This is a genomic window from Glutamicibacter sp. NPDC088483 (assembly GCF_044753145.1).
Taxonomy (GTDB): domain Bacteria; phylum Actinomycetota; class Actinomycetes; order Actinomycetales; family Micrococcaceae; genus Glutamicibacter.
Genome location: NZ_JBIVMP010000008.1, coordinates 177,745 through 198,719, shown reverse-complemented (window position 1 = coordinate 198,719; position 20,975 = coordinate 177,745). Strand labels below are relative to the sequence as shown.

General features: G+C 58.6%; 20 protein-coding genes, 1 tRNA gene and 2 riboswitches. Of the genes, 11 read left to right on the top strand and 10 right to left on the bottom strand.

What is annotated here, in order from left to right:
- Positions 1–2 precede the first annotated feature (2 nt).
- The 5 genes from ACIP6G_RS17270 to ACIP6G_RS17250 all read right to left on the bottom strand — a co-directional run bounded on the left by ACIP6G_RS17270 (position 3) and on the right by ACIP6G_RS17250 (position 3,914).
- The gene (locus tag ACIP6G_RS17270) at positions 3–893 is read right to left on the bottom strand and encodes a DUF4031 domain-containing protein (RefSeq protein WP_400291503.1); all 891 of its coding nucleotides are present in this window, start codon (positions 891–893) and stop codon (positions 3–5) included.
- 43 nt (positions 894–936) lie between these two features.
- Positions 937–1,227 (bottom strand): WXG100 family type VII secretion target, encoded by a 291-nt coding sequence (locus tag ACIP6G_RS17265; RefSeq protein WP_038990044.1) that lies wholly within the window; start codon positions 1,225–1,227, stop codon positions 937–939.
- Positions 1,228–1,338: 111 nt separating this feature from the next.
- A complete protein-coding gene (locus tag ACIP6G_RS17260) occupies positions 1,339–2,877 on the bottom strand; it encodes an ATP-binding protein (RefSeq protein ID WP_400291501.1) in 1,539 nt (512 codons plus the stop codon).
- Positions 2,878–2,929: 52 nt separating this feature from the next.
- Positions 2,930–3,637 carry a response regulator transcription factor gene (locus ACIP6G_RS17255; RefSeq protein WP_105659125.1) on the bottom strand — a complete coding sequence of 236 codons (708 nt, stop codon included), beginning with the start codon at positions 3,635–3,637 and terminating at the stop codon, positions 2,930–2,932.
- 58 nt (positions 3,638–3,695) lie between these two features.
- Positions 3,696–3,914: a hypothetical protein gene (locus ACIP6G_RS17250; protein ID WP_105659126.1), complete on the bottom strand. Its 219-nt coding sequence runs from the start codon at positions 3,912–3,914 to the stop codon at positions 3,696–3,698.
- 254 nt (positions 3,915–4,168) lie between these two features.
- On the opposite strand from ACIP6G_RS17250, the gene ACIP6G_RS17245 reads away from it, so the two are divergent.
- Together ACIP6G_RS17245 and ACIP6G_RS17240 are read left to right on the top strand one after the other, a co-directional pair.
- The gene (locus ACIP6G_RS17245; protein WP_038990235.1) at positions 4,169–4,552 is read left to right on the top strand and encodes a cold-shock protein; all 384 of its coding nucleotides are present in this window, start codon (positions 4,169–4,171) and stop codon (positions 4,550–4,552) included.
- Positions 4,553–4,555: 3 nt separating this feature from the next.
- Positions 4,556–5,164 (top strand): DUF3027 domain-containing protein, encoded by a 609-nt coding sequence (locus tag ACIP6G_RS17240; protein ID WP_400291498.1) that lies wholly within the window; start codon positions 4,556–4,558, stop codon positions 5,162–5,164.
- A 74-nt stretch (positions 5,165–5,238) separates the two neighbouring features.
- Here the strand turns inward: ACIP6G_RS17240 and serC are convergent, their stop codons facing one another.
- The gene (gene serC, locus ACIP6G_RS17235; RefSeq protein WP_105659128.1) at positions 5,239–6,360 is read right to left on the bottom strand and encodes a phosphoserine transaminase; all 1,122 of its coding nucleotides are present in this window, start codon (positions 6,358–6,360) and stop codon (positions 5,239–5,241) included.
- A 260-nt stretch (positions 6,361–6,620) separates the two neighbouring features.
- Between serC and ACIP6G_RS17230 the strand changes: the two genes are divergently transcribed.
- The 4 genes from ACIP6G_RS17230 to ACIP6G_RS17215 all read left to right on the top strand — a co-directional run bounded on the left by ACIP6G_RS17230 (position 6,621) and on the right by ACIP6G_RS17215 (position 10,476).
- Positions 6,621–7,319, top strand: a complete 699-nt coding sequence (locus tag ACIP6G_RS17230) for a metal-dependent transcriptional regulator (RefSeq protein ID WP_105659129.1) — start codon at positions 6,621–6,623, stop codon at positions 7,317–7,319.
- 104 nt (positions 7,320–7,423) lie between these two features.
- A riboswitch (cyclic di-AMP (ydaO/yuaA leader) is annotated at positions 7,424–7,574 on the top strand.
- Between the two features lie 4 nt (positions 7,575–7,578).
- The gene (locus ACIP6G_RS17225; protein WP_105661597.1) at positions 7,579–8,625 is read left to right on the top strand and encodes a M23 family metallopeptidase; all 1,047 of its coding nucleotides are present in this window, start codon (positions 7,579–7,581) and stop codon (positions 8,623–8,625) included.
- Between the two features lie 123 nt (positions 8,626–8,748).
- Positions 8,749–8,919: riboswitch (cyclic di-AMP (ydaO/yuaA leader) on the top strand.
- A gap of 3 nt (positions 8,920–8,922) precedes the next feature.
- Positions 8,923–9,750 (top strand): C40 family peptidase, encoded by an 828-nt coding sequence (locus ACIP6G_RS17220; protein WP_105661598.1) that lies wholly within the window; start codon positions 8,923–8,925, stop codon positions 9,748–9,750.
- Between the two features lie 189 nt (positions 9,751–9,939).
- The gene (locus ACIP6G_RS17215; protein WP_400291495.1) at positions 9,940–10,476 is read left to right on the top strand and encodes an HNH endonuclease; all 537 of its coding nucleotides are present in this window, start codon (positions 9,940–9,942) and stop codon (positions 10,474–10,476) included.
- A gap of 38 nt (positions 10,477–10,514) precedes the next feature.
- On the opposite strand, the gene ACIP6G_RS17210 is transcribed toward ACIP6G_RS17215, so the two are convergent.
- The gene (locus ACIP6G_RS17210) at positions 10,515–10,925 is read right to left on the bottom strand and encodes an NUDIX domain-containing protein (RefSeq protein ID WP_105659133.1); all 411 of its coding nucleotides are present in this window, start codon (positions 10,923–10,925) and stop codon (positions 10,515–10,517) included.
- Between the two features lie 187 nt (positions 10,926–11,112).
- Between ACIP6G_RS17210 and ACIP6G_RS17205 the strand changes: the two genes are divergently transcribed.
- A complete protein-coding gene (locus ACIP6G_RS17205; protein ID WP_105661599.1) occupies positions 11,113–12,342 on the top strand; it encodes an ROK family transcriptional regulator in 1,230 nt (409 codons plus the stop codon).
- 121 nt (positions 12,343–12,463) lie between these two features.
- Here the strand turns inward: ACIP6G_RS17205 and ACIP6G_RS17200 are convergent.
- Both ACIP6G_RS17200 and ACIP6G_RS17195 read right to left on the bottom strand, forming a co-directional pair.
- Positions 12,464–12,537: transfer RNA gene (locus ACIP6G_RS17200), tRNA-Arg, on the bottom strand.
- A gap of 67 nt (positions 12,538–12,604) precedes the next feature.
- Positions 12,605–13,267 (bottom strand): hypothetical protein, encoded by a 663-nt coding sequence (locus tag ACIP6G_RS17195; protein ID WP_400291493.1) that lies wholly within the window; start codon positions 13,265–13,267, stop codon positions 12,605–12,607.
- 83 nt (positions 13,268–13,350) lie between these two features.
- On the opposite strand from ACIP6G_RS17195, the gene pcrA reads away from it, so the two are divergent.
- From pcrA to ACIP6G_RS17175, 4 genes are all read left to right on the top strand, one after another.
- Positions 13,351–15,729 carry a DNA helicase PcrA gene (gene pcrA, locus ACIP6G_RS17190; protein ID WP_400291491.1) on the top strand — a complete coding sequence of 793 codons (2,379 nt, stop codon included), beginning with the start codon at positions 13,351–13,353 and terminating at the stop codon, positions 15,727–15,729.
- Between the two features lie 242 nt (positions 15,730–15,971).
- Positions 15,972–17,144 (top strand): ADP-forming succinate--CoA ligase subunit beta, encoded by a 1,173-nt coding sequence (gene sucC / locus ACIP6G_RS17185; protein WP_105659137.1) that lies wholly within the window; start codon positions 15,972–15,974, stop codon positions 17,142–17,144.
- 16 nt (positions 17,145–17,160) lie between these two features.
- Positions 17,161–18,063, top strand: coding sequence for a succinate--CoA ligase subunit alpha (gene sucD, locus ACIP6G_RS17180; RefSeq protein ID WP_133833227.1), 903 nt, complete (start codon positions 17,161–17,163; stop codon positions 18,061–18,063).
- 392 nt (positions 18,064–18,455) lie between these two features.
- A complete protein-coding gene (locus tag ACIP6G_RS17175) occupies positions 18,456–18,845 on the top strand; it encodes a hypothetical protein (RefSeq protein ID WP_400291489.1) in 390 nt (129 codons plus the stop codon).
- A gap of 77 nt (positions 18,846–18,922) precedes the next feature.
- On the opposite strand, the gene ACIP6G_RS17170 is transcribed toward ACIP6G_RS17175, so the two are convergent.
- Positions 18,923–20,464 carry an MFS transporter gene (locus ACIP6G_RS17170; protein WP_400291487.1) on the bottom strand — a complete coding sequence of 514 codons (1,542 nt, stop codon included), beginning with the start codon at positions 20,462–20,464 and terminating at the stop codon, positions 18,923–18,925.
- Positions 20,465–20,975: the final 511 nt, after the last annotated feature.

The window sequence follows — 20,975 nt, the reverse complement described above, 5'->3', positions numbered from 1 at the left end:
CACTACAGCCAGCTGTGCAACAGCTCCAGCTCGGTGCCCAAATTATTCCGCGCGCGCTGCTCCCAGCGCCGGGATCCGGCTTGGGTGCCGTAGATCAGTTCTTTCTCCAACAGGCCGCAGAGGATCTTGCTGCGCCCGGAAGCAAGCACATGGCGGGGAAGATGCCCGTACTCCTTGTAGATCGCCTCGGCGTAGCGCTGGTAGGCCGGAGCGGGGCGGGCCAGGACCTCCAGATCGGCATCGCAGAGGATATGGCCCAGGCGATCGGTTTCTGCCGGGGCATGCTTGGCGGTGAGCATGACCAGCCCGCTGACCTTCGAGACGGCACCAGGGGAGAGGACTCCCCACAGCCGTTCACGGGCCAAGGTGGCCGACTTGAACTCGTCCTCGCTGGTTCCAGCGTAGACGGCGTCGTGGAACCACGCAGCGAGTTGGAGCAGCATGAGCTCTTCGGGATCGGCCTGGCCTTCAGCCAGCCAGTCGATGGCTTCGAGCACGGAGAGCAGATGCACCCGGTCGTGGTAGTGGCGATGGCTCTCGGACCAATAGCCCAACAGCTCGGTTCCGAGCTGAGGCTCGGTGGGCAAGGTGCGGGACCACCGCCGGGTGAGGACGGTTCCCAGCTTCTCCGGACGGTATTTGGCTGGTATCCGAATCCCGGACTTGACCAGTGCGCGGACCAGCTCGGATCCGGAGACTTCAAGGGCGCCAGCAGCCACGAGCCGATCGTAGCGTTCGCGAGGCACATCGTAGTGATCCCGGTCGAAAGCTCGGCGGGAGATTTCTTGCTGCCCGGCGAACTCATGGAGTTCAGCCAATGAAGTATCCGACACCAAGTGGGCAAAGAGCGTGCCGTGGGCAGGCCAGCGCGGCGGGTCGATCAGAATGCTCATAAGGCTAAGCCTACTGATCAACCGGCCGTCGCGTCTGCGGTTTTCAGTAACGGAACAGCGAGGTGTTGACCTGCTCGACCTCTTCGTACTGCATGGAGGCATGGTTCAAGGCCGTGGCAATGCTGCTCAGCGCCTCTTCGATCTGCACATGGGTTGAGCGCCATTCGGCCACGATCGACTGGAAGGAGGCCGCGGCGGAACCCTGCCAGGTGCTTTGCAACTGGTCCAGGTTCATTTGCATGGTCGAGACCTCATTGCGTAGCCGGTCAATGGTGTTCATGACGGCCTGGGATTTAACCTGCATCTCGCCGGTGTTGGTGGAGAACGTACTCACTGGAATCGTCCTTTCTGGAATGAGCGGTTTGATCACTGATGCACTCACCTTAGAAACACCACACCCCGTGCTGGTCAAAACCGGCACGGGGTGTGGAGAAAGCCAATGGCGCTAGTCTCCCGTATCGTCGACTTCCGGTGCTTTCGGTTCGCGCAGCGGCACGTAGGGCATGGAGATGGACATCGTGGCGCCGCCGCCGGGGGTATCTGCCAACGCCACCGAACCTCCGTGCTGCTGGACGATGGCCGCAACAATGGCCAAGCCCAGGCCGGAACCGCCGGTCTCGCGTTGGCGCGAGCTATCGGAGCGGTAGAAGCGTTCAAAAATGCGCTTGGAATCCTCGGCCGGGATGCCCGGGCCGTGGTCGCGGATTTCAACGACCGCGTCCAGCGTTCCAGCCACCAATGAGCGCACGCCGACGGCAATTTCCAAGGGGGAACCTTCCGGGGTGTAGCGCAGCGCGTTGGTGAGCAGGTTGGCGATGATCTGCCGGATGCGGGCATCATCACCGACGGTGCTCGCTGGGCTGGGGCGTTCGGACACGAGCCCCACAAGTTTGACGGTACGGTCCGGTGCACGGACCTTGGTGTCTTCCACCGCGTCCTGGCCCAGGACCAGCAAATCCACTGGCTGCTTTTCCATGGGGCGCTGCTCGTCCAGGCGGGCGAGCATTAAGAGGTCCTCAACCAGGCGGGCCATGCGCTTGGATTCGCTTTCGATGCGGCCCATCGCCGAGTCCATGGCCTCCGGATCCGCCAGCCCGCCGTAGCGGTAGAACTCCGAATAGCCCTGGATGGTGACCAACGGGGTACGCAGCTCATGCGAGGCGTCCTGGATAAAGCGGCGCATCTTCTGCTCGGAAGCCTCGCGGTCGTTGAACGCCTTTTCAATTTGGGCCAGCATGGCGTTGAGCGAGCGCGAGAGCCTGCCCACTTCGGTCTCTGCGGGATAGTCCTTCACGCGCTGGGACAGATCGCCATCGGCGATCATCGACGCAGTGCGCTCCACATTGATCAGCGGCTTGAGCGAACGCCCGGTGAGCCCGTAGGCGATCATCGACATCAGCAGGGCCGCAAGCGTGCCGGTGGAGAGCACCAGCACCGCAGTTTGGTTAACGGTACGGTTCACATTATCCAGCGGCATGGACAAGAACAGGTTCAGCTCGCTGCTCTTCAACGGGATCATCACCGTACGCCAACCAGCGGAGGTGGGGAAGGCGCCGGGGACCGTGGCGGGGGAGTTCGGGTGGGCTGCCAGCTGCTGGATCTGTTCCATATTAAGCAGCGGCAGGTCCGTGCCGTTGGAAGGACCGACCCGCGAACGCGGCATCACGTAGACGATCTCGCCGTCCTGGTCGCGAATGTCAGCGTAGGCGCTGCTGAGCCCGAGCAGCGTGGCATCGACATCCAAGGCGTCATGGCTGCCGTTGTCCTCGTTCAAGGAGTAGAGGTAGGCCTTGTTCAGCCCGTAGGCCATCGTCGACTTGGACACGTTCAGCTGCTTGTCGATCTGGCTGGTCATCGCGATCCTCAGCGTATGCGCCGAACCGATAGCTGTAGCGAAGATCGCGACGATCATCAGTCCAAACATGACCGCGACCAGTTTGGTCCGCAACGAGGTGCGACGCCACTGGGCTCGAAATGACTTCATATGCTGACTTTACAAGGCCTTCAATTATTGGCGCGGACCGTTACGTGTGCCGTTAGCGGCGGTCTGGGGTGCGCATCAGGTAGCCCACGCCGCGCTTGGTCTGGATCAGTGCAGGCCACTCCGGGCGGTCCACCTTGCGACGCAGGTAGGAAATGTAGGATTCCACGATCGAGGCATCGCCGTTGAAGTCGTATTCCCAGACATGGTCCAAGATCTGCGACTTGGACAGTACGCGGTTCGGGTTCATCATCAGGTAGCGCAGCAGCTTGAACTCGGTGGGGGACAGGTCAATGATCTCCCCGGCACGGCGCACCTCGTGGGCGTCGTCATCCAGCTCAAGGTCGGCCACGATGATGGTCGCGTTCTCGTCCTCGCCATTGGCGGTACGACGCAGGACGGCACGGATGCGGGCTACGACTTCATCCAGGCTGAATGGCTTGGTGACATAGTCGTCGCCGCCGACGGTCAAGCCAGTGACCTTGTCGCTGGTGTCGTCGCGCGCGGTCAGGAACAGCACCGGGAAGTGTCGGCCAGCGGCGCGCAATTTCCGGGTAATGGTGAAACCGTCCATGTCAGGAAGCATGACGTCCAGGACGGCCAGGTCCGGCTCCTCGGCTTCAACGGCGGCGAGGGCTTCGCGTCCGTTGGCAGCAGCGACAACTTCGAAGCCTGCAAAGCGCAGGGAAGTGGAGAGCAGTTCGCGGATATTCGGCTCGTCATCGACAACGAGAAGTTTTGCCTCAGCAGTTTTTGGACTCATGGATTACAGTGTGCCGAAGAAGTCTGGGCGTCAGCTGAGTGAATGCTGAAGCGAGTGGCTAGCTTTTTCGGCGCCTGGCGACGTTTCCGAAGACCACGATGGCGGCCAGGATGAATGCCGTTGGCAAGCCCAAGCGCGCAAAGAGCATCAGCAGCGGCGGGATGGCTATCTCCTGGAAGTAGAAGACGAGGGTTCCGACCAGCGCCAAGGCGGAAAGGATGGCGATGATGATCGCCAATCGGGAAAGTGCAGTCATGGTTTTGGATGAATCGCTCACGCTACCAAGTTTAGCCCCGGAGCCATGGGCGACAGGCGGAATGCGAAGATTGCCGGGCAAAGATGAATTCACCGCACGAGAGATGACATAATCTTAGATAAAGGACTTGAAGCGATCCAGCAGATTGAGCACCCGGCAAGACGCAGAGAAGAATTCCGGCAGTGGCTCCGCCGGATCGCACATATGAATATGCATGGCGCTGAGCAGGCCTCGGCCATGCAGCTTAGCTACAAGAACGAACGAGGTAAATGATCATGCCTAGCGGCAAGGTTAAGTGGTACGAAAAGGCCAAGGGCTTCGGCTTCATCACCGCCGAAGATGGCAAAGAGATCTACGTCAATGCCGCGGCATTGCCCGAAGGCGTGCATGACCTGCGCCCCGGAACCCGCCTGGAATTCGGCGTTGCCGAAGGCCGCCGCGGTCCACAGGCACTGAGCCTGCGCTTGCTCGAAGCCGCTCCATCGGTCGCACGTGCCAAGCGCAAGAAGCCCGAAGACGAGGCAGTGCTGATCGAAGATCTTATTAAGCTGCTCGACAACGTTTCCAATAGCTTGCGCAATGGGCGTTATCCTGAACAGGCATATGGCAAGAAGGTTGCTACCGTACTTCGTGCGGTAGCCGACGATCTGGACGCATAAATAATGGCCCGTAAACCCAAGTTGGACACCATCCTCGCCGAGGCAGTGGATACTGCTCGCGGCGCGCTCGCAGAAATTGCCGGTGCGTCAGAAATCGGCGAACACCTAGGCGTCACGGCGGAAGGTGAGCGACTTGTCACCCATCGTTTTGTCTCCCATAAGTCGGGATATCAAGGATGGACCTGGTTCGCCACGCTTGCGCGGGTCTCACGGGCAAAATCCAAGGACCTGACGGTTTGCGAAGTAGGCATTATTGCAGGGGAGCAGTCATTGCTCGCTCCGGCATGGGTGCCATGGGCCGACCGCCTGGCAAAGGAAGAGATTGAAGCGGCCAAGGCCGCCGAAGCCGCAGAGGACTTGGCCGGGACCGGCGGGGAAGCCGACGGTCCTGAAGCTTCGGAGCCAGCGAAGGAGCCGGATCCATCGGATCCAGGCGCCGAGGCTCAGGATCCGCAGACCGAAGCCGAAGCGGACGGCGCCGAAAATGACGATGACGCTGTGCAGCAGCATAAGTCGCCGGCACGTCGCCAGGTACGCCGCCGTCGCACGGCGCAGCGCACCGCAGCCCGTCGCCGGGCAGCGCAGCGTAATCGCACGCGCAAGGAAAACTAGGCAATAGCGGCAAAGACCTTCGCACAACGATGATGAACCGTTGTGCGAAGGTCTTTGGCTTTAATCGAGGGTTCTTAGAGCTGCTCGATCACGTAGTCGATGCACTTGAGCAGTGCTTCGACGTCGCTTGGCTCGATCGCAACGAAGGTGGCGATCCGCAGCTGGTTGCGGCCCAGCTTGCGGTATGGTTCCACGTCGACAACGCCGTTAGCGCGCAGTGCCTTGGCAATTGCCGAGGCATCGACCGAGTCATCGAAGTCAATGGTGGAGATGACGTTCGAGCGGTGCGCTGGGTCGGCCACATAAGGGGAAGCGATTTCGGAAGCCTCGGCCCAAGCCCGGATCATCCCTGCGGACTGTGCCGTGCGCGCTGCCGCCCACTTCAGGCCGCCGTTGGCATTGATCCACTTGATCTGCGCATCCAGGCCCACAAGAGTGGTCAGCGATGGCGTGTTGTAGGTCTGGTTCTTCAAGGAGTTATCCAGCGCGGTCGCCAGGTTCAAGAAGTCGGGGATCCAGCGGTCGGTTGCTGCAATTTCCTCGATGCGGGCAATCGCGGCGGGAGAAACGAAGGCCAGCCACAGGCCGCCGTCGGAAGCGAAGTTCTTCTGCGGAGCGAAGTAGTACACGTCGGTCTCGGACAGATCCACGTCCAGGCCTCCGGCGGCGCTGGTGGCGTCAATGACTACCAGTGCATCGTCGTTGGCGCCAGCAACGCGCTTGATCGGCGCCGCGGCACCGGTTGAGGTCTCATTGTGCGGCCACGCGTAGAGGTCTACGCCGGCTTCGGCTACGGGTTCAGGTACGGTGCCCGGCTCGCCGACAATGATGGAGGAAGGTTCCAGGAATGGAGCCTTGTCGGTGGCTTTGGCGAACTTCGAGCCGAATTCGCCGAAGGACAGGTGCTGCGCCTTGGAACGGACCAGGCTGAATGCAGCGGCATCCCAGAACGCGGTGGATCCACCCACGCCGAGAAGAACTTCGTAACCCTCTGGTGCGCTGAACATTTCCTTCAGGCCGTCCTGAACCGAAGCTACGAGGTTCTTGACCGGAGCCTGGCGGTGGGAGGTGCCCAGCAGTTCGGCGCCGGCATCGACGATGGCCTGGATCTGTTCTGCGCGAACCTTGGAAGGTCCTGCACCGAATCGACCATCGGCGGGCAGAAGGTTTTCTGGAATGTTGATATCCGTGCTCATCGCGCTCCTCTTGTAGCGATAGATTGAAGTGCCATAACGGCCACCATTACCCATGGTTTGGAATATTGACAGATAGCCTTGGCGTTTCAATAGATATCTTCGCAAATAGCGGGGTGCCGTGAGAAAAGCGCGTCGGTCGGTTACGCCGAGGGCTTGGCGGGTTACAGGGCTTTCTGCAGCTCCGACCAAGTAGAGTGGGATATCGACGCCACGTAAATTTCGAGCGAACTTAATTGTTGTGACTTCCAGGAGCGACTGCCGTGTCTGATCTTATCGATACAACTGAGATGTATCTGCGTACCATTCTTGAGCTTCAAGAAGAGGAAATCGTGGCATTGCGCGCCCGAATTGCAGAGCGTCTTGGCCACTCGGGCCCAACCGTGTCGCAGACGGTTGCTCGCATGGAACGAGACGGCCTGGTTATCGTATCGACCGATCGCCACCTTGCTTTGACCGAAAAAGGTCACGAGCTGGCTACGGGCGTGATGCGCAAGCACCGCTTGGCGGAGCGCCTGTTGTCGGACATCATCGGGTTGGACTGGGAGTACGTGCACGATGAAGCGTGCCGCTGGGAACACGTGATGAGCGAACGCGTCGAGCGTCGGCTCTTTGATCTTCTGGGCAAGCCAACAGTGTCGCCCTACGGCAACCCAATTCCGGGCCTGGAAGTCCTCGGTGGCCCCAATGTGGGCGAAATCTCACATGAAGTAGAGAACTTGGATGATGCCCTGCTGTCCGGAAACATCGGCCCGGTGGCAATTGAGCGCCTGGCCGAACCTATCCAAACGGACCCAATCCTGCTCGGACAACTGAACGAAGGTGGAATCCGCCCAGGTGCGATTGTCACCTTGGAGCGCGCCGACGACTACGTTGTAGTGCGCGTGGACGGCATCGAAGGCGCTCTGGAGCTGCCGGTCGAGGTCAGCGCACACGTATTTGTAAAGTCTCAGAAAAGATAACGAAATTGTAACTTTCGGCGTTGACAGGTAGCGTTAAGCCTTGGAGCTAGCGATCTAGTTAGCTCTATCCATTTTTGGTGCGACCGCCTAGTGTTGCCCTGCGCCAGAAACGGTCACCAAATCTTGAGGGCAATAACGGGGGACCCACTTTCCGGCGTGCAAACGCCTTGGGGTGAAGTTCTGCGACAAGCAGGCCGGCTGATTCTCAATAGCCGAACCCGACAGCTAACTTCGTAGGCGCAACAGTGAGAGGAATGTTTTGGTAGAAACCAAGACTGCGGGACGTCGCCGCGCTGCCGGCGTCGAAGTAGATGTGATTGCAGAAGTCACCGCTTCGACTGCTGAGCGTAACGGCGGGCGCCGAGCAGCACGTGCCGCTGCCACCGTCCCGATGATTGCACCGGTCAAGCCGGTACATGAAGATTTCGTTGGTCGACGATTCGACTCCATGCAGCGCTACGGTGTTGCTCCTAACCAGACCCTGCTGGCCGGCAAGGATACCGCGAGCAACGTCGTTGCATTGCCAGGAGCTGTTCAAGCCCCTGCCAGCAAGCCTGCCCCGATCGAAGCAGCAGGCAATGTCGAGTTCATTTCTAGCCTCAAGTCCAAGGTTCAGAAATCCACCCACCGTGGATTCGCCCACAAGGTGGCAGCCGTAGCCGCCGTTTCGGGTTTGGCGCTTGCCGCCGTAACTCCACAGCTCTCCGGCAGCGCGGAGGAGAACAAGGCCGTTGAGGTCGCAGCTCAGCGCACCGCCACTTCCGCAGTTGTAGATGTAACTGCACCTACCGGCAATGCGGAACTGTCCGTGGAGCGTGCAGCTTTGACCTCCGAGCTGAACACCGAAGTTGCCAAGGAAGAGAAGTTCGCCGAGATCATGACCGCTTCGGGCGGTAGCGTCACGGCCATCAAGGACACCTCGGGATTGCTCGGCGCACCGGTCACCACGAAGCGCATCACCTCCACGTTCGGGCACCGCAAGAATCCAACCGGTCCAGGTTTCATGATTCACAGCGGCACCGACTACGGTGTGCCAAGCGGTACCAAGGTCTACGCGGCAGCTGACGGTGTTGTGACTGTCTCGGGTTGGGCTGGGCACTCCGGTAACCGCATCACCCTTGACCACGGCAACGGCCTGGAGACCGGTTACAGCCACAACAGCCAGCTGGTTGTGAAGGTTGGCCAGAAAGTTAAGCGCGGTGACGTTGTTGCGTTGGCCGGCAGCACTGGCAACTCAACCGGTCCTCACGTGCACTTCGAAGTGATCGTTGACGGTCAGTTCAAAGACCCAGCAGGTTGGTTATAACGACGTTCGTCACCATTCCGTGATCAAAACGTGACATTTCAAAAAACTTCCTATAGTCTTGTATGCGTGCCATGGGGATCCCTGGGCATCATTGCGTGAGAACCGAGCACTGCCAACACGCAATGAGTAGTTATACACAACTCGTACGGCAGTGGCGGGGGAACCAATATCGGGTCGTTAGTTTTGGCTAACAACCCTAGGGGTGAAGTGGATAGAGAAGGCAACTTCGAATCCACCGAGGTAACTCCACTTCGAACCCGACAGCTTACCTCGTAGGTATCAAGGAGAGGCAATATTTTGACCAAGAGTCATGCACGCGGACGTCGCCGCGCCGACGTTCCACGCACCAACTCGCTACAGGCGATTTCGCAGGCCGTAGCATCCAACGCTGGCTCGGTAGGCCGCCAGGCCGCCGTTGTAGCTGCAGCATCCGGCTTGATCGTCACTCTGGGCGTGCCTGGCCAGGCAACTGCACCACGTGACGTTTCTGCATCGCCTGTTGACACCATCAATCCAGAGCGTGTTGCAGTCAAGGCAGTAAAGGTAGCTGCTGACAAGAAGGCTGATGTCGCAATCGAGCGCGCCAGCTTCACCGCTGAAGAGAAGCCAGAGCCTGTTGTCATTGCAGTTTCGAATGACATCACCCCAACTACCCGCAGCAGCAACTCGGGTAACTCTGATTCGATGGCCCCGATGACTCGTCAGAGCCGTTCGGGTGGACAGGAATCGGCTCCGCAGCAGAAGGCTCAGCCAAAGGCTGAAACTCCTGTTCAGACCTCCAACCTTTCCGGCATCGCAGGCACCGCTGCCAAGTACGTGGGCGTTCCATACGTATGGGGTGGCAACGGTCCAAGCGGCTGGGATTGCTCCGGCTTCGTCAAGTACGTCTACGCGCAGCACGGCATCAACATTGCTCGCGGCACCTCGGCCATCCTCGGATCCGGCCAGTTCGTCCGCACCAGCAACCCTAAGCCAGGCGACTTGGTATTCCAGAACGGTGGCGGCCACGTCGGCATCTACCTGGGCGGCGGCCAGATGATCGGCGCGCAGAACCCAACCGTGGACACCATGATCCACTCGGTTTCGCGCAACCCGCTGTACGGCTACTACACCCTAGCTGGCTAAGCTTCAAAGCTTTTCATAGGCCATCGGATGAGAAAGACATCCGATGGCCTATGTTCGTTTAACCAGTTGAACTCCGGGCATCAGAACGATGAAAAGAAGACAATTTCTTGGTTAGGTACCCACCAATAATCCGAAGCATCGCATAGGCTAGCGCTTAGAGACACTCCGAGCAGAACGCGAGCTCCATCAATGCCAGATGGTGGCCATCGGTTCATGAAGGTAGTACGAGCAATGCGAACTTTGGTATTAAACGCAGGATACGAACCACTAGCAGTTGTGACGTTCCGTCGAGCACTAGTGCTAGTCATGACCGAAAAAGCGAGCATCGTTCTCCAAGATGATCTCGCCCCCATCCGCAGTTCTCATGGAGATCTACCTCGGCCAACTGTCATCGTTCTGAAACGCTATGTACGACGCCCCTACAGGGACATGCAACATGTCACCCGTAGGGGCGTTCTGCGTAGAGACGCTTTTACCTGCGCGTATTGCGGCAAAGCTGCCAATACGATTGACCACGTGATTCCCCGCAGCAGGGGAGGCCAGAACACCTGGGAGAACCTCGTGGCCGCTTGCCTGCTATGCAATAGCCGCAAAGCGGACAAGATGCTCTCGCAACTGGGCTGGCAACTGCGTATTACACCTCATCGTCCACGCGTTGCTGGCCATCTGGTTTCGGGACTGCAGCACGTTGATGCGGCATGGGACGAATACTTGCACGCAAGCTAGCCGCTGGCCTGATGCTGCTGGGAGGAACCCAGTGGCGCCTATTTCTTGCTGCGTTCAATGGCTAGCGGCAGGACGCGGTCGCGAAGCAACGGAGCTAGATCGTCGCGTTCCAGGGCCACCTGCGGGTCGATCCACAGCAGCTCCTCCAATTCCGCTAACGGGACGAGTTCGCCATCGAAGGCTGCGCTGTATAAAGAGGCGCGGATCATCGTCTCCGCCTCGTTGGCAGCCGGTCCGATCCATTCGCCGTCGTATTGCAGCTCGTCAGCGGTGAAGCTGAGGCCCAATTCTTCACGAATTTCTCGAATGATAGTTTGTAACGCTGTTTCCCCGGCTTCGGGTTTGCCGCCAGGTTGCATGAACTTCGTCGTTCCACGCTTGCGAACCAGGAGAATTTCTCCTTGGTTGTTGATTAAACACGCCGCTGAGATCGTCAAATTTTTCTTCACTAAAACACAATATCGCGTGTTTATAGGAGTTAGAGATGGTAACGTGCTTAATTGGATCTCCAACGGTTTTAGTTCTAGTTCACCATGGTTACTTTACTCGCAGTATCTAACCGAAGTATTGATGACTACCGAAAACGTTGGAATTGAAAGATCGATCCATCAACTTTACAGATCTATGGAGCAATAAATGCGACGGGGTACAAATCTAGGACGCTTGGGAGACTTCAACCAAGCCGTAATTCTTGAGTCAATTCGACGGGCACCAGAGGGAATTAGCCGCGTTGAACTGGCCGGTTCGACTGGTCTGTCGCCACAGACCATTTCCAACGTTGTCCGCCGTTTGCTGGATGACGGAATCGTCCGAGAAGACCGCACGATCGTCTCCGGACCAGGCAAGCCTCGCACCGTTCTGGAGCTCGAAGGCAACCGTCTTGTTTCCATTGGCATCCACCTAGACCCCAGCGTGCTGACCTTCGTCGCAATGAACCTGCGCGGCGAGGTCCTGCGCGAACGCCGCATCGAAGTTCCCAACCTCGAAGTAGCTACCGAAACTGTCCAGCTCATGGCAACTACCGTTAAGGAACTCATTGCCGAGATCCGCGTGCCGAAGAAGCACATCGTCGGTGTCGGCATTGCTGTTCCGGGTCCAGTAAACGTCGAAGAAGGAGTGGTGCTGAACCCGCCACTGCTCGATGGCTGGGCAGATGTTGAACTGGTGAACCCGCTGCGCAAGCTCTTGCGCCTGCAGGTCATTATCGAAAAGGACACCATCGCTTCAGCAGTTGGCGAACTGTGGCAGTCCAAGGAAGAGAAGAACAACGACTTCGTCTTCATTTACTGCGGTCACGGCTTCGGCGCTGGCCTGGTATTCAACGGCGATGTCCACCACGGTGCAAGCAACAACGCTGGCGAAATCGGCCACTACTCAACCGGTTACAAATCTGTGGCCTGCGAACAATGCGGTGCGGAGGATTGCCTCGCTTCCGGCACCTCCTACGAATTCATCGCCGCGCAGGCCAAGGAGCGCGGGCTGGAACTGCCAAGCTACGAAATCGTTGGCCCGGAACAGCGGGCTGCCGGAATGAACCGCCTCTACGAGCTGGCTCACGAAGGAAACAAGGTCGCCAAGGAACTGGTCACCGAAGCCATGATCAAGGTTGGCGAAGTTGCCGGCCAGCTTGCCAACTCGCTGGACGTTCGCGAAGTCGTCTTCGGCGGTCCACAGTGGGAAAAGGTATCCGAACTGGTCGACGATCAAGTCCGCGACGCCATTGGCCGCCGCTTCGCCCTGCGCGGAGTGCATGAAATCGAAACCCGCACCTCCGAGCTCGGCTCCAACGTCGGCGCCATCGGTGGCGCTTGCGTGGTCATGGACGCTTCGCTGTCGCCAAAGGCGACCGCATTGCTGCTGCGTTAAGCGAGACTCATACTAAGCACTGCGGGTACGTTCCAGATGGAACGTACCCGCAGTGCTTAACTCCGTAGTAACGACAAGAGCCTTGTTTCCCGTCCGAGGACTGGAAACAAGGCTCTAGTTGTGCCCCTGGCCGGAATCGAACCGACGGCCTACCCTTTAGGAGAGGGTCGCTCTATCCTACTGAGCTACAGGGGCATGGGCGTGAAAACACCAACAACACTATCTTACTAGGATGTCCCGGGTGTAATTCCCACGCACTGGCTTAGGCAGTACCCTCGCGAATTGCGAGCATCTTTGCCTTGAGCGCACGATTGGCACGGATAGCGCCAAGACCCACAACAAGACCCGCAGTGATGATCAGCAGTGCCCAGCGGATGGTCGTGAGGATCGATGCCAAAACGACAGCTCCTTCACTGAGGTCACCAGTTAACAGGGCATCAATTGCGAAGTTCTCCCAAATATCGATTGCTGCGAAGCCCAGAGGGGCGACCCAAGCCAGCCAACGCGTCTGGCGGTGAGGAATCCAGCGGATGAACAACAGCATGGAGAAGACCGCCGTAAACATCGGGAAGAGGAAACCAGCGGTCTTGTGCAAGTAGTTGAGCTGGCCAACAGCATCTTCATCCATGGCGCCACGCAATGCTTCTATGTCGCTTACGGTGTAGCCGAAAATACGCTGATCGGGCATCGCCAGGGAATCGCTGAGGTCCTGCATCTGCACCATCGTGAGCAGATGGTAGTACGCGAATAGCGCAGCGCATATGATCAAGCCCACCGAGATTAGCAGCATCGGGTTCGAACTGTTCTCGTGGGAGGTGCTTTGCACCTTGCCTGGCCCCATGTTCATGCCGCGCGGCGCGTTCGGCGCCTGGGCGAACTGCTGGGGCTTGCGGTATTCCTTGGTTTTCCTGACCTTCTTTGCCATATCTCCTATTATGCCCGGCCAATAGCGTGGGCTTTCCCGCTCACACTGAAAGTGTCCGGCGCTCCACGTAGACTGGCTACATCATGGATTTCCTTTTTGACGATTTCGCCCCGGATACCGCACAGCAGGTCATGCCCACTGCTGAGGAGCTTTTGGTCGGCATGAACCCGCAGCAGGAAGAAGCAGTTCGTTATGCTGGGGGCCCGTTGCTGATCGTGGCCGGCGCTGGTTCAGGAAAGACCCGTGTGCTTACGCACCGCATTGCCTACCTCCTGGCGACCGGCCGTGCTCGGCCGCACGAAATCCTGGCGATCACCTTCACCAACAAGGCCGCTGCCGAAATGCGCGAACGAGCCGCTGAGCTTATTGGCGACGAGCAAGCGAAGAAGATGTGGATCTCTACTTTCCACTCCTCATGCGTGCGTATTTTGCGTCGCGAGGCGGCCACCATTGGAATGAAATCCAACTTCTCAATCTACGACTCCACGGATTCCTTGCGCCTGATCACCTTAGTCGCCAAATCTTTGGAGATCGACCCGAAGCGTTTCACGCCCAAGGCGATTGCCCACAAGATCTCCTCGTTGAAAAATGAGCTGATAGATGATGAAGACTACGCGGCGACGATCAATACCAATGATCCGTTCTCGCGAGCCGTTTCCGAGGTCTACCGCGGTTACACCCGCCGCCTGCGCGCTGCCAACGCCATGGACTTCGACGACCTGATTGGACAGGTCATCTACATGTTCCGTGCGTTCCCGCGAGTGGCCGATAACTACCGCCGCCGGTTCCGCCATGTGCTCATTGACGAATACCAGGATACTAACCACGCCCAGTACTCGCTGGTGCGTGAACTCACCGGTGCCGAAGGTGATACCGTCCCAGGCGAACTGACCGTTGTCGGCGACTCCGACCAGTCGATTTACGCTTTCCGCGGTGCCGATATCCGCAACATCGTCGACTTCGAAAAGGACTATCCGAACGCGGCAACCATCAAGCTGGAACAGAACTATCGTTCCACCCAGACGATTCTGTCCGCGGCCAACGAGGTCATCAAGCGAAACCCCGACCGCAATGACAAGAAGCTGTGGACTGCCAGCGGCGACGGCGAGAAGATCACCGGTTATGTTGGTGAATCAGAATCCGACGAAGCACGCTGGATTGCCGAAGAAATACTGCGCTTGAACGATGACGAGGATGTCCGCCCGGGCGACGTGGCGATCTTCTACCGCACTAACGCCCAATCGCGTGCACTGGAAGAACAGCTGATGCGCGTGGACCTGAAGTACCGCGTAGTCGGCGGCACCCGGTTCTACGACCGCAAGGAAATCAAGGACGCACTGGCCTACCTGCGCGCCTTGGTAAACCCGGATGATGACATCAACGTCCGCCGTATCCTCAACGAGCCCAAGCGCGGCATCGGCGACCGTGCCGAAGGCGCCGTGGCAGCGTTGGCTGAACGGGATCGCGTTTCCTTCATGGACGCATTGCGCCGTTCGGATGAAGCACCAGGCTTGGGAACCCGCGGAATCAAGATGACTGCTGCGTTCGTCTCCATGATGGATGACTTGAAGACCGTGGCAGAAGGCTCAGGCCCGGCAGAGGCCCTTGAAGCAGTGCTGGAGCAGACCGGTTACCTGGAGACCCTTCGGCTCTCCTCGGATCCGCAGGATGAGTCGCGGGTGGAGAACCTTGCCGAATTGGTCGCCGTGGTCCGGGACTACGTGAACGAAGAACCGGAAGGCGGTCTCGAAGGGTTCCTGGAGCGCGTGGCGCTCGTAGCCGATGCCGACCAGATTCCAGAGGCTCCCAGCGATGATGAGGGAGCAGCAATGGCCGTGCAGGAAGGCGTGGTCACCTTGATGACCCTGCATACTGCCAAGGGCTTGGAATTCCCGGTGGTCTTCCTGACGGGCATGGAGCACGGTGTCTTCCCGCACCAGCGTTCCATGACCGACGAAAAGGAGCTCGCCGAAGAACGCCGCTTGGCCTATGTCGGACTGACCCGTGCCCGTGAACGCCTGTACCTGACCCGTGCCGAACAGCGCAGCCTTTGGGGGCAGGCCCAGTACAACCCTGCGAGCCAGTTCCTGGAAGAGGTTCCGGGCGAGCTGATCGACTGGAAGAGCGAGGGCTCTGGCGGTGGAATGGGCTTCGGTTTCGGTAACGCAGCGGTGAATTTCGCCACGAGCAGATATGAACGTGGCAGCCACTGGGGTGCAGGTTCGGCATCGGCGCAACCGGTGCGAGGGCACAACGCCGCCCCTATTTCCAAGACGCGAGTTGTGCAGAATAAGGACATTACCATCCCTGAAGTCGGGCAGAATGTTAAGCATTCCTCGTTTGGCTTGGGCACTGTTATTGCTTTAGAAGGCGCAGGCGACAAGACGGTGGCCAAGGTGCAGTTCCCGGACTCCGAGAAGAGGCTATTGCTGCGCTATGCACCGCTAGAAATCGTGGACTAGCCGACGGGCCCTCCGTGTTTCCTGCGTCACATTCGGCTGCTTTGATGCAGGACCCGCGAGTTTCTCTACGTGTTGTAAAAGTGGGAAGTTTGCGAAAGTCGGGATAGTCTGAGAGGTGCGCACGGGCTACGGCGCCTAACGACGTCCCGGTAGTTGCGGTGCGCTCTCTTTGGCATGGCATGGATTTCGGTCTGTGGCCGTGCCGCGAGTCAGCATGAACTTCGAACGAAGGACACAAACCCGTGGACCTGTATGAGTACCAGGCGCGCGATCTATTCGAGGCACACGGCGTTCCCGTGCTTGCCGGTATCGTCGCTTACACCCCGGAAGAAGCAAAAGCCGCAGCTGAGAAGATCGGCGGCGTTGTTGTAGTAAAGGCACAGGTCAAGGTTGGTGGCCGTGGCAAGGCTGGCGGCGTCAAGGTCGCTAAGACCGCCGACGAAGCTTTCGAGCACGCTTCCAACATCCTCGGTATGGACATCAAGGGCCACACCGTAAACAAGGTCATGATCGCTCAGGGCGCCGACATTGCTGAGGAATTCTACTTCTCCGTACTGCTGGACCGTGCAAACCGCAACTACCTGGCCATGTGCTCGGTAGAAGGTGGCATGGAGATCGAGGTGCTCGCAGTTGAGCGCCCGGATGCTCTGGCGAAGGTTGCCGTTGACCCAATCGTCGGCATTGATGCCGCGAAGGCCGCTGAAATCGTTGAGGCAGCTAACTTCCCTGAAGAGCTGCGCGCAAAGGTTGCAGACACCATCCAGAAGCTCTGGGTTGTATTCAAGGAAGAAGACGCCACCCTCGTAGAGGTAAACCCACTGGTGAAGACCGGTGCCGGTGACATCGTTGCACTGGATGGCAAGGTTTCCCTGGACGACAACGCATCTGAGGTTCGCCACCCGGCTCACGAAGAGCTCGAGGACAAGGGCGCAGCCGATCCGCTGGAAGCCAAGGCAAAGGCCGCTGGCCTGAACTACGTCAAGCTGGACGGCGAAGTAGGCATCATCGGCAACGGTGCTGGCCTGGTCATGTCGACCCTGGACGTTGTTGCCTACGCTGGCGAGAACCACGGTTCGGTCAAGCCTGCTAACTTCCTTGACATTGGCGGTGGCGCATCGGCTGAGGTCATGGCTAACGGCCTTGACGTCATCCTGAATGACCCACAGGTCAAGTCGGTCTTCGTCAACGTCTTCGGTGGCATCACCGCATGTGACGCTGTCGCAAACGGCATCGTTGGCGCGCTGAACACCCTGGGTGACGCAGCGAACAAGCCACTGGTTGTCCGCCTGGACGGCAACAACGTTGAAGAGGGTCGCGCCATCTTGGCCGAGGCCAACCACCCGTTGGTCACCCTGGCAGCAACCATGGATGAGGGCGCCGACAAGGCTGCCGAGCTCGCCAACGCAGCGAAGTAAGAGGGATAAGCGAACAATGAGCATTTACCTGAACAAGGACTCCAAGGTCATCGTCCAGGGCATCACCGGCGGCGAAGGCACCAAGCACACCGCCCTGATGCTCAAGGCTGGCACCAACATTGTTGGCGGCGTTAACGCCCGCAAGGCCGGCACCACCGTGACCCACGGTGACAAGGACATCAAGGTTTTCGGCACCGTGGCTGAGGCCAAGGCCGAGACCGGCGCAGACGTATCGATCGTCTTCGTCCCACCTAAGTTCACCAAGGACGCAGTCGTTGAGGCTATCGAGGCCGAAGTTGGCCTCGTTGTAGTCATCACCGAAGGTGTTCCAGTACAGGACTCCGCTGAGTTCTGGGCTCTGGCACAGTCGAAGGTTGACGCCGACGGCAACCAGATCACCCGCATCATCGGCCCTAACTGCCCAGGCATCATCACCCCAGGTGAAGCACTGGTTGGTATCACCCCGAACAACATCACCGGCAAGGGCCCAATCGGCTTGGTTTCCAAGTCAGGTACCCTGACCTACCAGATGATGTACGAACTGCGCGACTTGGGCTTCTCGACCGCAATCGGCATCGGCGGCGACCCAGTCATCGGCACCACCCACATCGATGCCCTGGCTGCTTTCGAAGCTGATCCAGAAACCAAGGCCATCGTCATGATCGGTGAAATCGGTGGCGACGCTGAAGAGCGCGCTGCTGATTACATCAAGGCCAACGTCACCAAGCCAGTTGTTGGCTACGTGGCTGGCTTCACCGCTCCTGAGGGCAAGACCATGGGCCACGCAGGCGCCATCGTTTCCGGTTCGGCTGGCACCGCCCAGGCGAAGAAGGAAGCACTGGAAGCTGCAGGCGTCAAGGTCGGCAAGACTCCTTCGGAGACTGCTGTGCTGCTGCGCGAAGTTTACGCAGCTCTCTAAGCTGACGCTGAACCAGGGCTGACGCCCTGGAGCATACGCCGGAAACGAACGGTCGCCGCTTCTCCTGAATCTTCAGGAGAAGCGGCGACCGTTTCGCATTTAATTGAAATCTTCTAGTCAAATCGCTGATGCACTCATAAGCTGATTAGAATATATGGTTCCAGGGTCTTAAAAAAGGATTGCCGATGATGCGGAGAAGCTACTGGGCAACACTAGCGTGCTTATCCCTGGCATTGGCATCATGCACGAGCCCGGAGGCCGGCGAAAGTACGGGGCCGTTGCCTTTGAGCCCCGAAAAGGCAAGTTCATGCGATCGACCGTACATTGCCAGTGGCGGTCAGTTGCGTGGTGCACCGCAGCTGATCCGGGTCGACCGGTTCCATGATCAGCAGATGCGCCAAACTCTGATCGATGCACCCGTCGGCTCGACTATCAGCTTCAGCCCTCGTCCCAACTGGGACAACGTCAATGAAGTGATCATGGCAGCCAGCGCCGTCTCCGAAGCCACTGTCGCCGAAGAGCCCTACGATGCCAGTGACGGGCTGGAATCGTTGATCAGAAGCTCCGACCAGTCTGCGGGGCTTCTGGGCTACTGGGCAGCGCGTCCCGTGACCTACACATATAGCGTTCAATGCCTCAACGAGCAGCAGAGCCGCTACACGCTGGTCTTCGATACCTGGTCCGACTCCGAATTCGGAATCCTTGACTGCAAGCTGAGGCTGGATGCGATGGCTCAATGGGCTGCGCAAGCAGCCTATGAATCCTACTGCCAATTCTCCTAGCCGTTGAGCCGGATACAACAATGGCGGGCTGGTTCCGCTTGGAACCGGCTCCGCCATCGCTTAACCCTATTGCGAGGCTATCTAGCCTCGGACTGCTCCGCCTCGGCGTCTGCAATCTCCTGCTGGTAGTTCATTTCCAATTCAGGAACCTGCTCGAAGAGCGCTTCGACATCGAGGTCAGGGTTCTCGTCCTGGGTTTCAACTAGCTCAATGGCTTCCGCTTCCGACGCGACCGAAGGCAGCGAGCCGGGCAATGGCTTCCGAGCGGATTCGCGCAGGTAGCAGACCGCAATGAAACCCGCGACCGAGGTGCCCATAACCCAGAAGGCCGGAGCCAGGGAGGATTTGGTCAGGGTCACCAACGCCTGCATGATGAACGGCGCGAAGCCACCAAAGATGGCTACGGCGAAGTTGTACGAGATGCCCATGCCACCGTAACGCGAGGCGGTTGGGAACAGCGCTGGCAACGACGAAGCCAGATTGGCAACGTAGAAGACTACCGGGACTGCCAGCAGCGCAAGGCCAAGCAGGGTGGACCAGATCTGGCCATGCATCATGAACAGGAAGGCAGGGATAGCCAGGACGATGGCCGAAACCGAACCAATGAACAGGACCTTGCGACGGCCCACGCTATCGGAAAGCTTGCCCGCCAAGGGGATGCACAAGGACATGCCCACCAGGATCGGCAGGGTCAGCAGGTTGCCGTGCACCGGATCGTATTCCAGCGTCTCAGTGAGGTAGGTAGGCATGTAGCTGGTCAGTGCGTAACCGGCGGTGTTGGCCGCCGATACCAGTACGAAGCCGGTGAGCAATTCGCGCCAGTAGGCCTTCACCAGGTCGATGACGCCCTTCGGGGCATCGGCAGCGCTCCGTGCGTCCTCGCTCGCGCGGTTAGCGGCTTCCTGGGCTTCCTTGAAGGCTGGAGTGTCTTCGATCTTGGCGCGGAACCACAGTGCGATAACACCCAGTGGAAGGGCCACCAGGAATGGAATGCGCCATGCGAAGCCTTCCATGACATCGTCGCTCAGGGTCAGCTGGAGGATGGAGACGAAGGCGGCACCCAGGGCGAAGCCCATGTAGGAACCTAGATCCAGCAGCGAGGCGAAGAATCCACGACGCTTGTCCGGGGCATATTCGGTAATGAACGTAGTAGCACCGGCGTACTCGCCGCCAGTGGAGAAGCCCTGGGCAAGCTTCAACACGACCAGGAGAATTGGTGCTGCTACACCCCATACCGAGTAATCCGGGAGGATTCCGATGCCAAACGTGGCCGCTGCCATCATGAGCAGGGTGAAGACCAGAATCTTCTGGCGTCCTACTCGGTCACCCAGCTGGCCCAAAATCACGCCACCAAGCGGGCGCGCGACGAAGGTGACAGCGAATACGCCTAGGCTGAACAGGGTTTGGATTGCAGGCTCGACGGTGTCGGGCATGAAGAGCTTGCCGATAATTACTGCAAGATAGCCGTAGACACCTACGTCGTACCATTCCATCAAATTGCCAACGACGGTACCGCCGATGGCTTTCTTGAGCATCGAATTATCGACGACGTTGACGTCTTCTACCTTCAGGCGGCGTTTCCTCAGGAATCGCTGCTTCCGTGTGTTTTTTGCTTCCATAGTTTCACTCCTCATATCTTTCTTGATCTTGTCCCGGTGCCGGCGACCATATTCATCCACAAGAATGAGGAGCGAAATAGCTGCTCCTTGAGCTGGTTGCGGTCGCCGTGTGACTCGTCGAAATCGATAGATTTCTACTCAAAAATCCGGCGAAAAACCGGCATTGAGCGATGAAACGCTTAAGCGGACAATCATTAAGTTTACCAAAAATTGGATTAATTCCCTGATCGAGGGGCTCTCCAGGGGCGTATGCGTGCCCATGGGAGCAGTCGAATCCTGCGTGGACCTACCGCCGAATACCCACGGAAGCATGGGGCAAACGAGCCATTGGCCAAGTTGTGGATCGAGGTGCGCGAAAAGCCGAAATTGTGTCGAAGGACTCGGAGCGCCAGGGGTTGGAAATCAGCGAAACAACGCGAAAACGGTGCACTTGAAGGTCCTGAATCCGGTGGCGAATGGGGGCTTCCGACGGTAAAAAACGCACGCTGTTCAGCAGCGGTTGGCGCTCAGT

Bases quoted from the DNA above. Each gene is read 5' to 3' on its own strand.
- ACIP6G_RS17270 (WP_400291503.1), bottom strand. From the start codon at position 893: ATGAGCATTCTGATCGACCCGCCGCGCTGGCCTGCCCACGGCACGCTC.
- ACIP6G_RS17260 (WP_400291501.1), bottom strand. From the start codon at position 2,877: ATGAAGTCATTTCGAGCCCAGTGGCGTCGCACCTCGTTGCGGACCAAA.
- ACIP6G_RS17255 (WP_105659125.1), bottom strand. From the start codon at position 3,637: ATGAGTCCAAAAACTGCTGAGGCAAAACTTCTCGTTGTCGATGACGAG.
- ACIP6G_RS17245 (WP_038990235.1), top strand. From the start codon at position 4,169: ATGCCTAGCGGCAAGGTTAAGTGGTACGAAAAGGCCAAGGGCTTCGGC.
- ACIP6G_RS17240 (WP_400291498.1), top strand. From the start codon at position 4,556: ATGGCCCGTAAACCCAAGTTGGACACCATCCTCGCCGAGGCAGTGGAT.
- serC (WP_105659128.1), bottom strand. From the start codon at position 6,360: ATGAGCACGGATATCAACATTCCAGAAAACCTTCTGCCCGCCGATGGT.
- ACIP6G_RS17215 (WP_400291495.1), top strand. From the start codon at position 9,940: ATGCCAGATGGTGGCCATCGGTTCATGAAGGTAGTACGAGCAATGCGA.
- ACIP6G_RS17205 (WP_105661599.1), top strand. From the start codon at position 11,113: ATGCGACGGGGTACAAATCTAGGACGCTTGGGAGACTTCAACCAAGCC.
- ACIP6G_RS17195 (WP_400291493.1), bottom strand. From the start codon at position 13,267: ATGGCAAAGAAGGTCAGGAAAACCAAGGAATACCGCAAGCCCCAGCAG.
- pcrA (WP_400291491.1), top strand. From the start codon at position 13,351: ATGGATTTCCTTTTTGACGATTTCGCCCCGGATACCGCACAGCAGGTC.
- sucD (WP_133833227.1), top strand. From the start codon at position 17,161: ATGAGCATTTACCTGAACAAGGACTCCAAGGTCATCGTCCAGGGCATC.
- ACIP6G_RS17175 (WP_400291489.1), top strand. From the start codon at position 18,456: ATGCGCCAAACTCTGATCGATGCACCCGTCGGCTCGACTATCAGCTTC.
- ACIP6G_RS17170 (WP_400291487.1), bottom strand. From the start codon at position 20,464: ATGGAAGCAAAAAACACACGGAAGCAGCGATTCCTGAGGAAACGCCGC.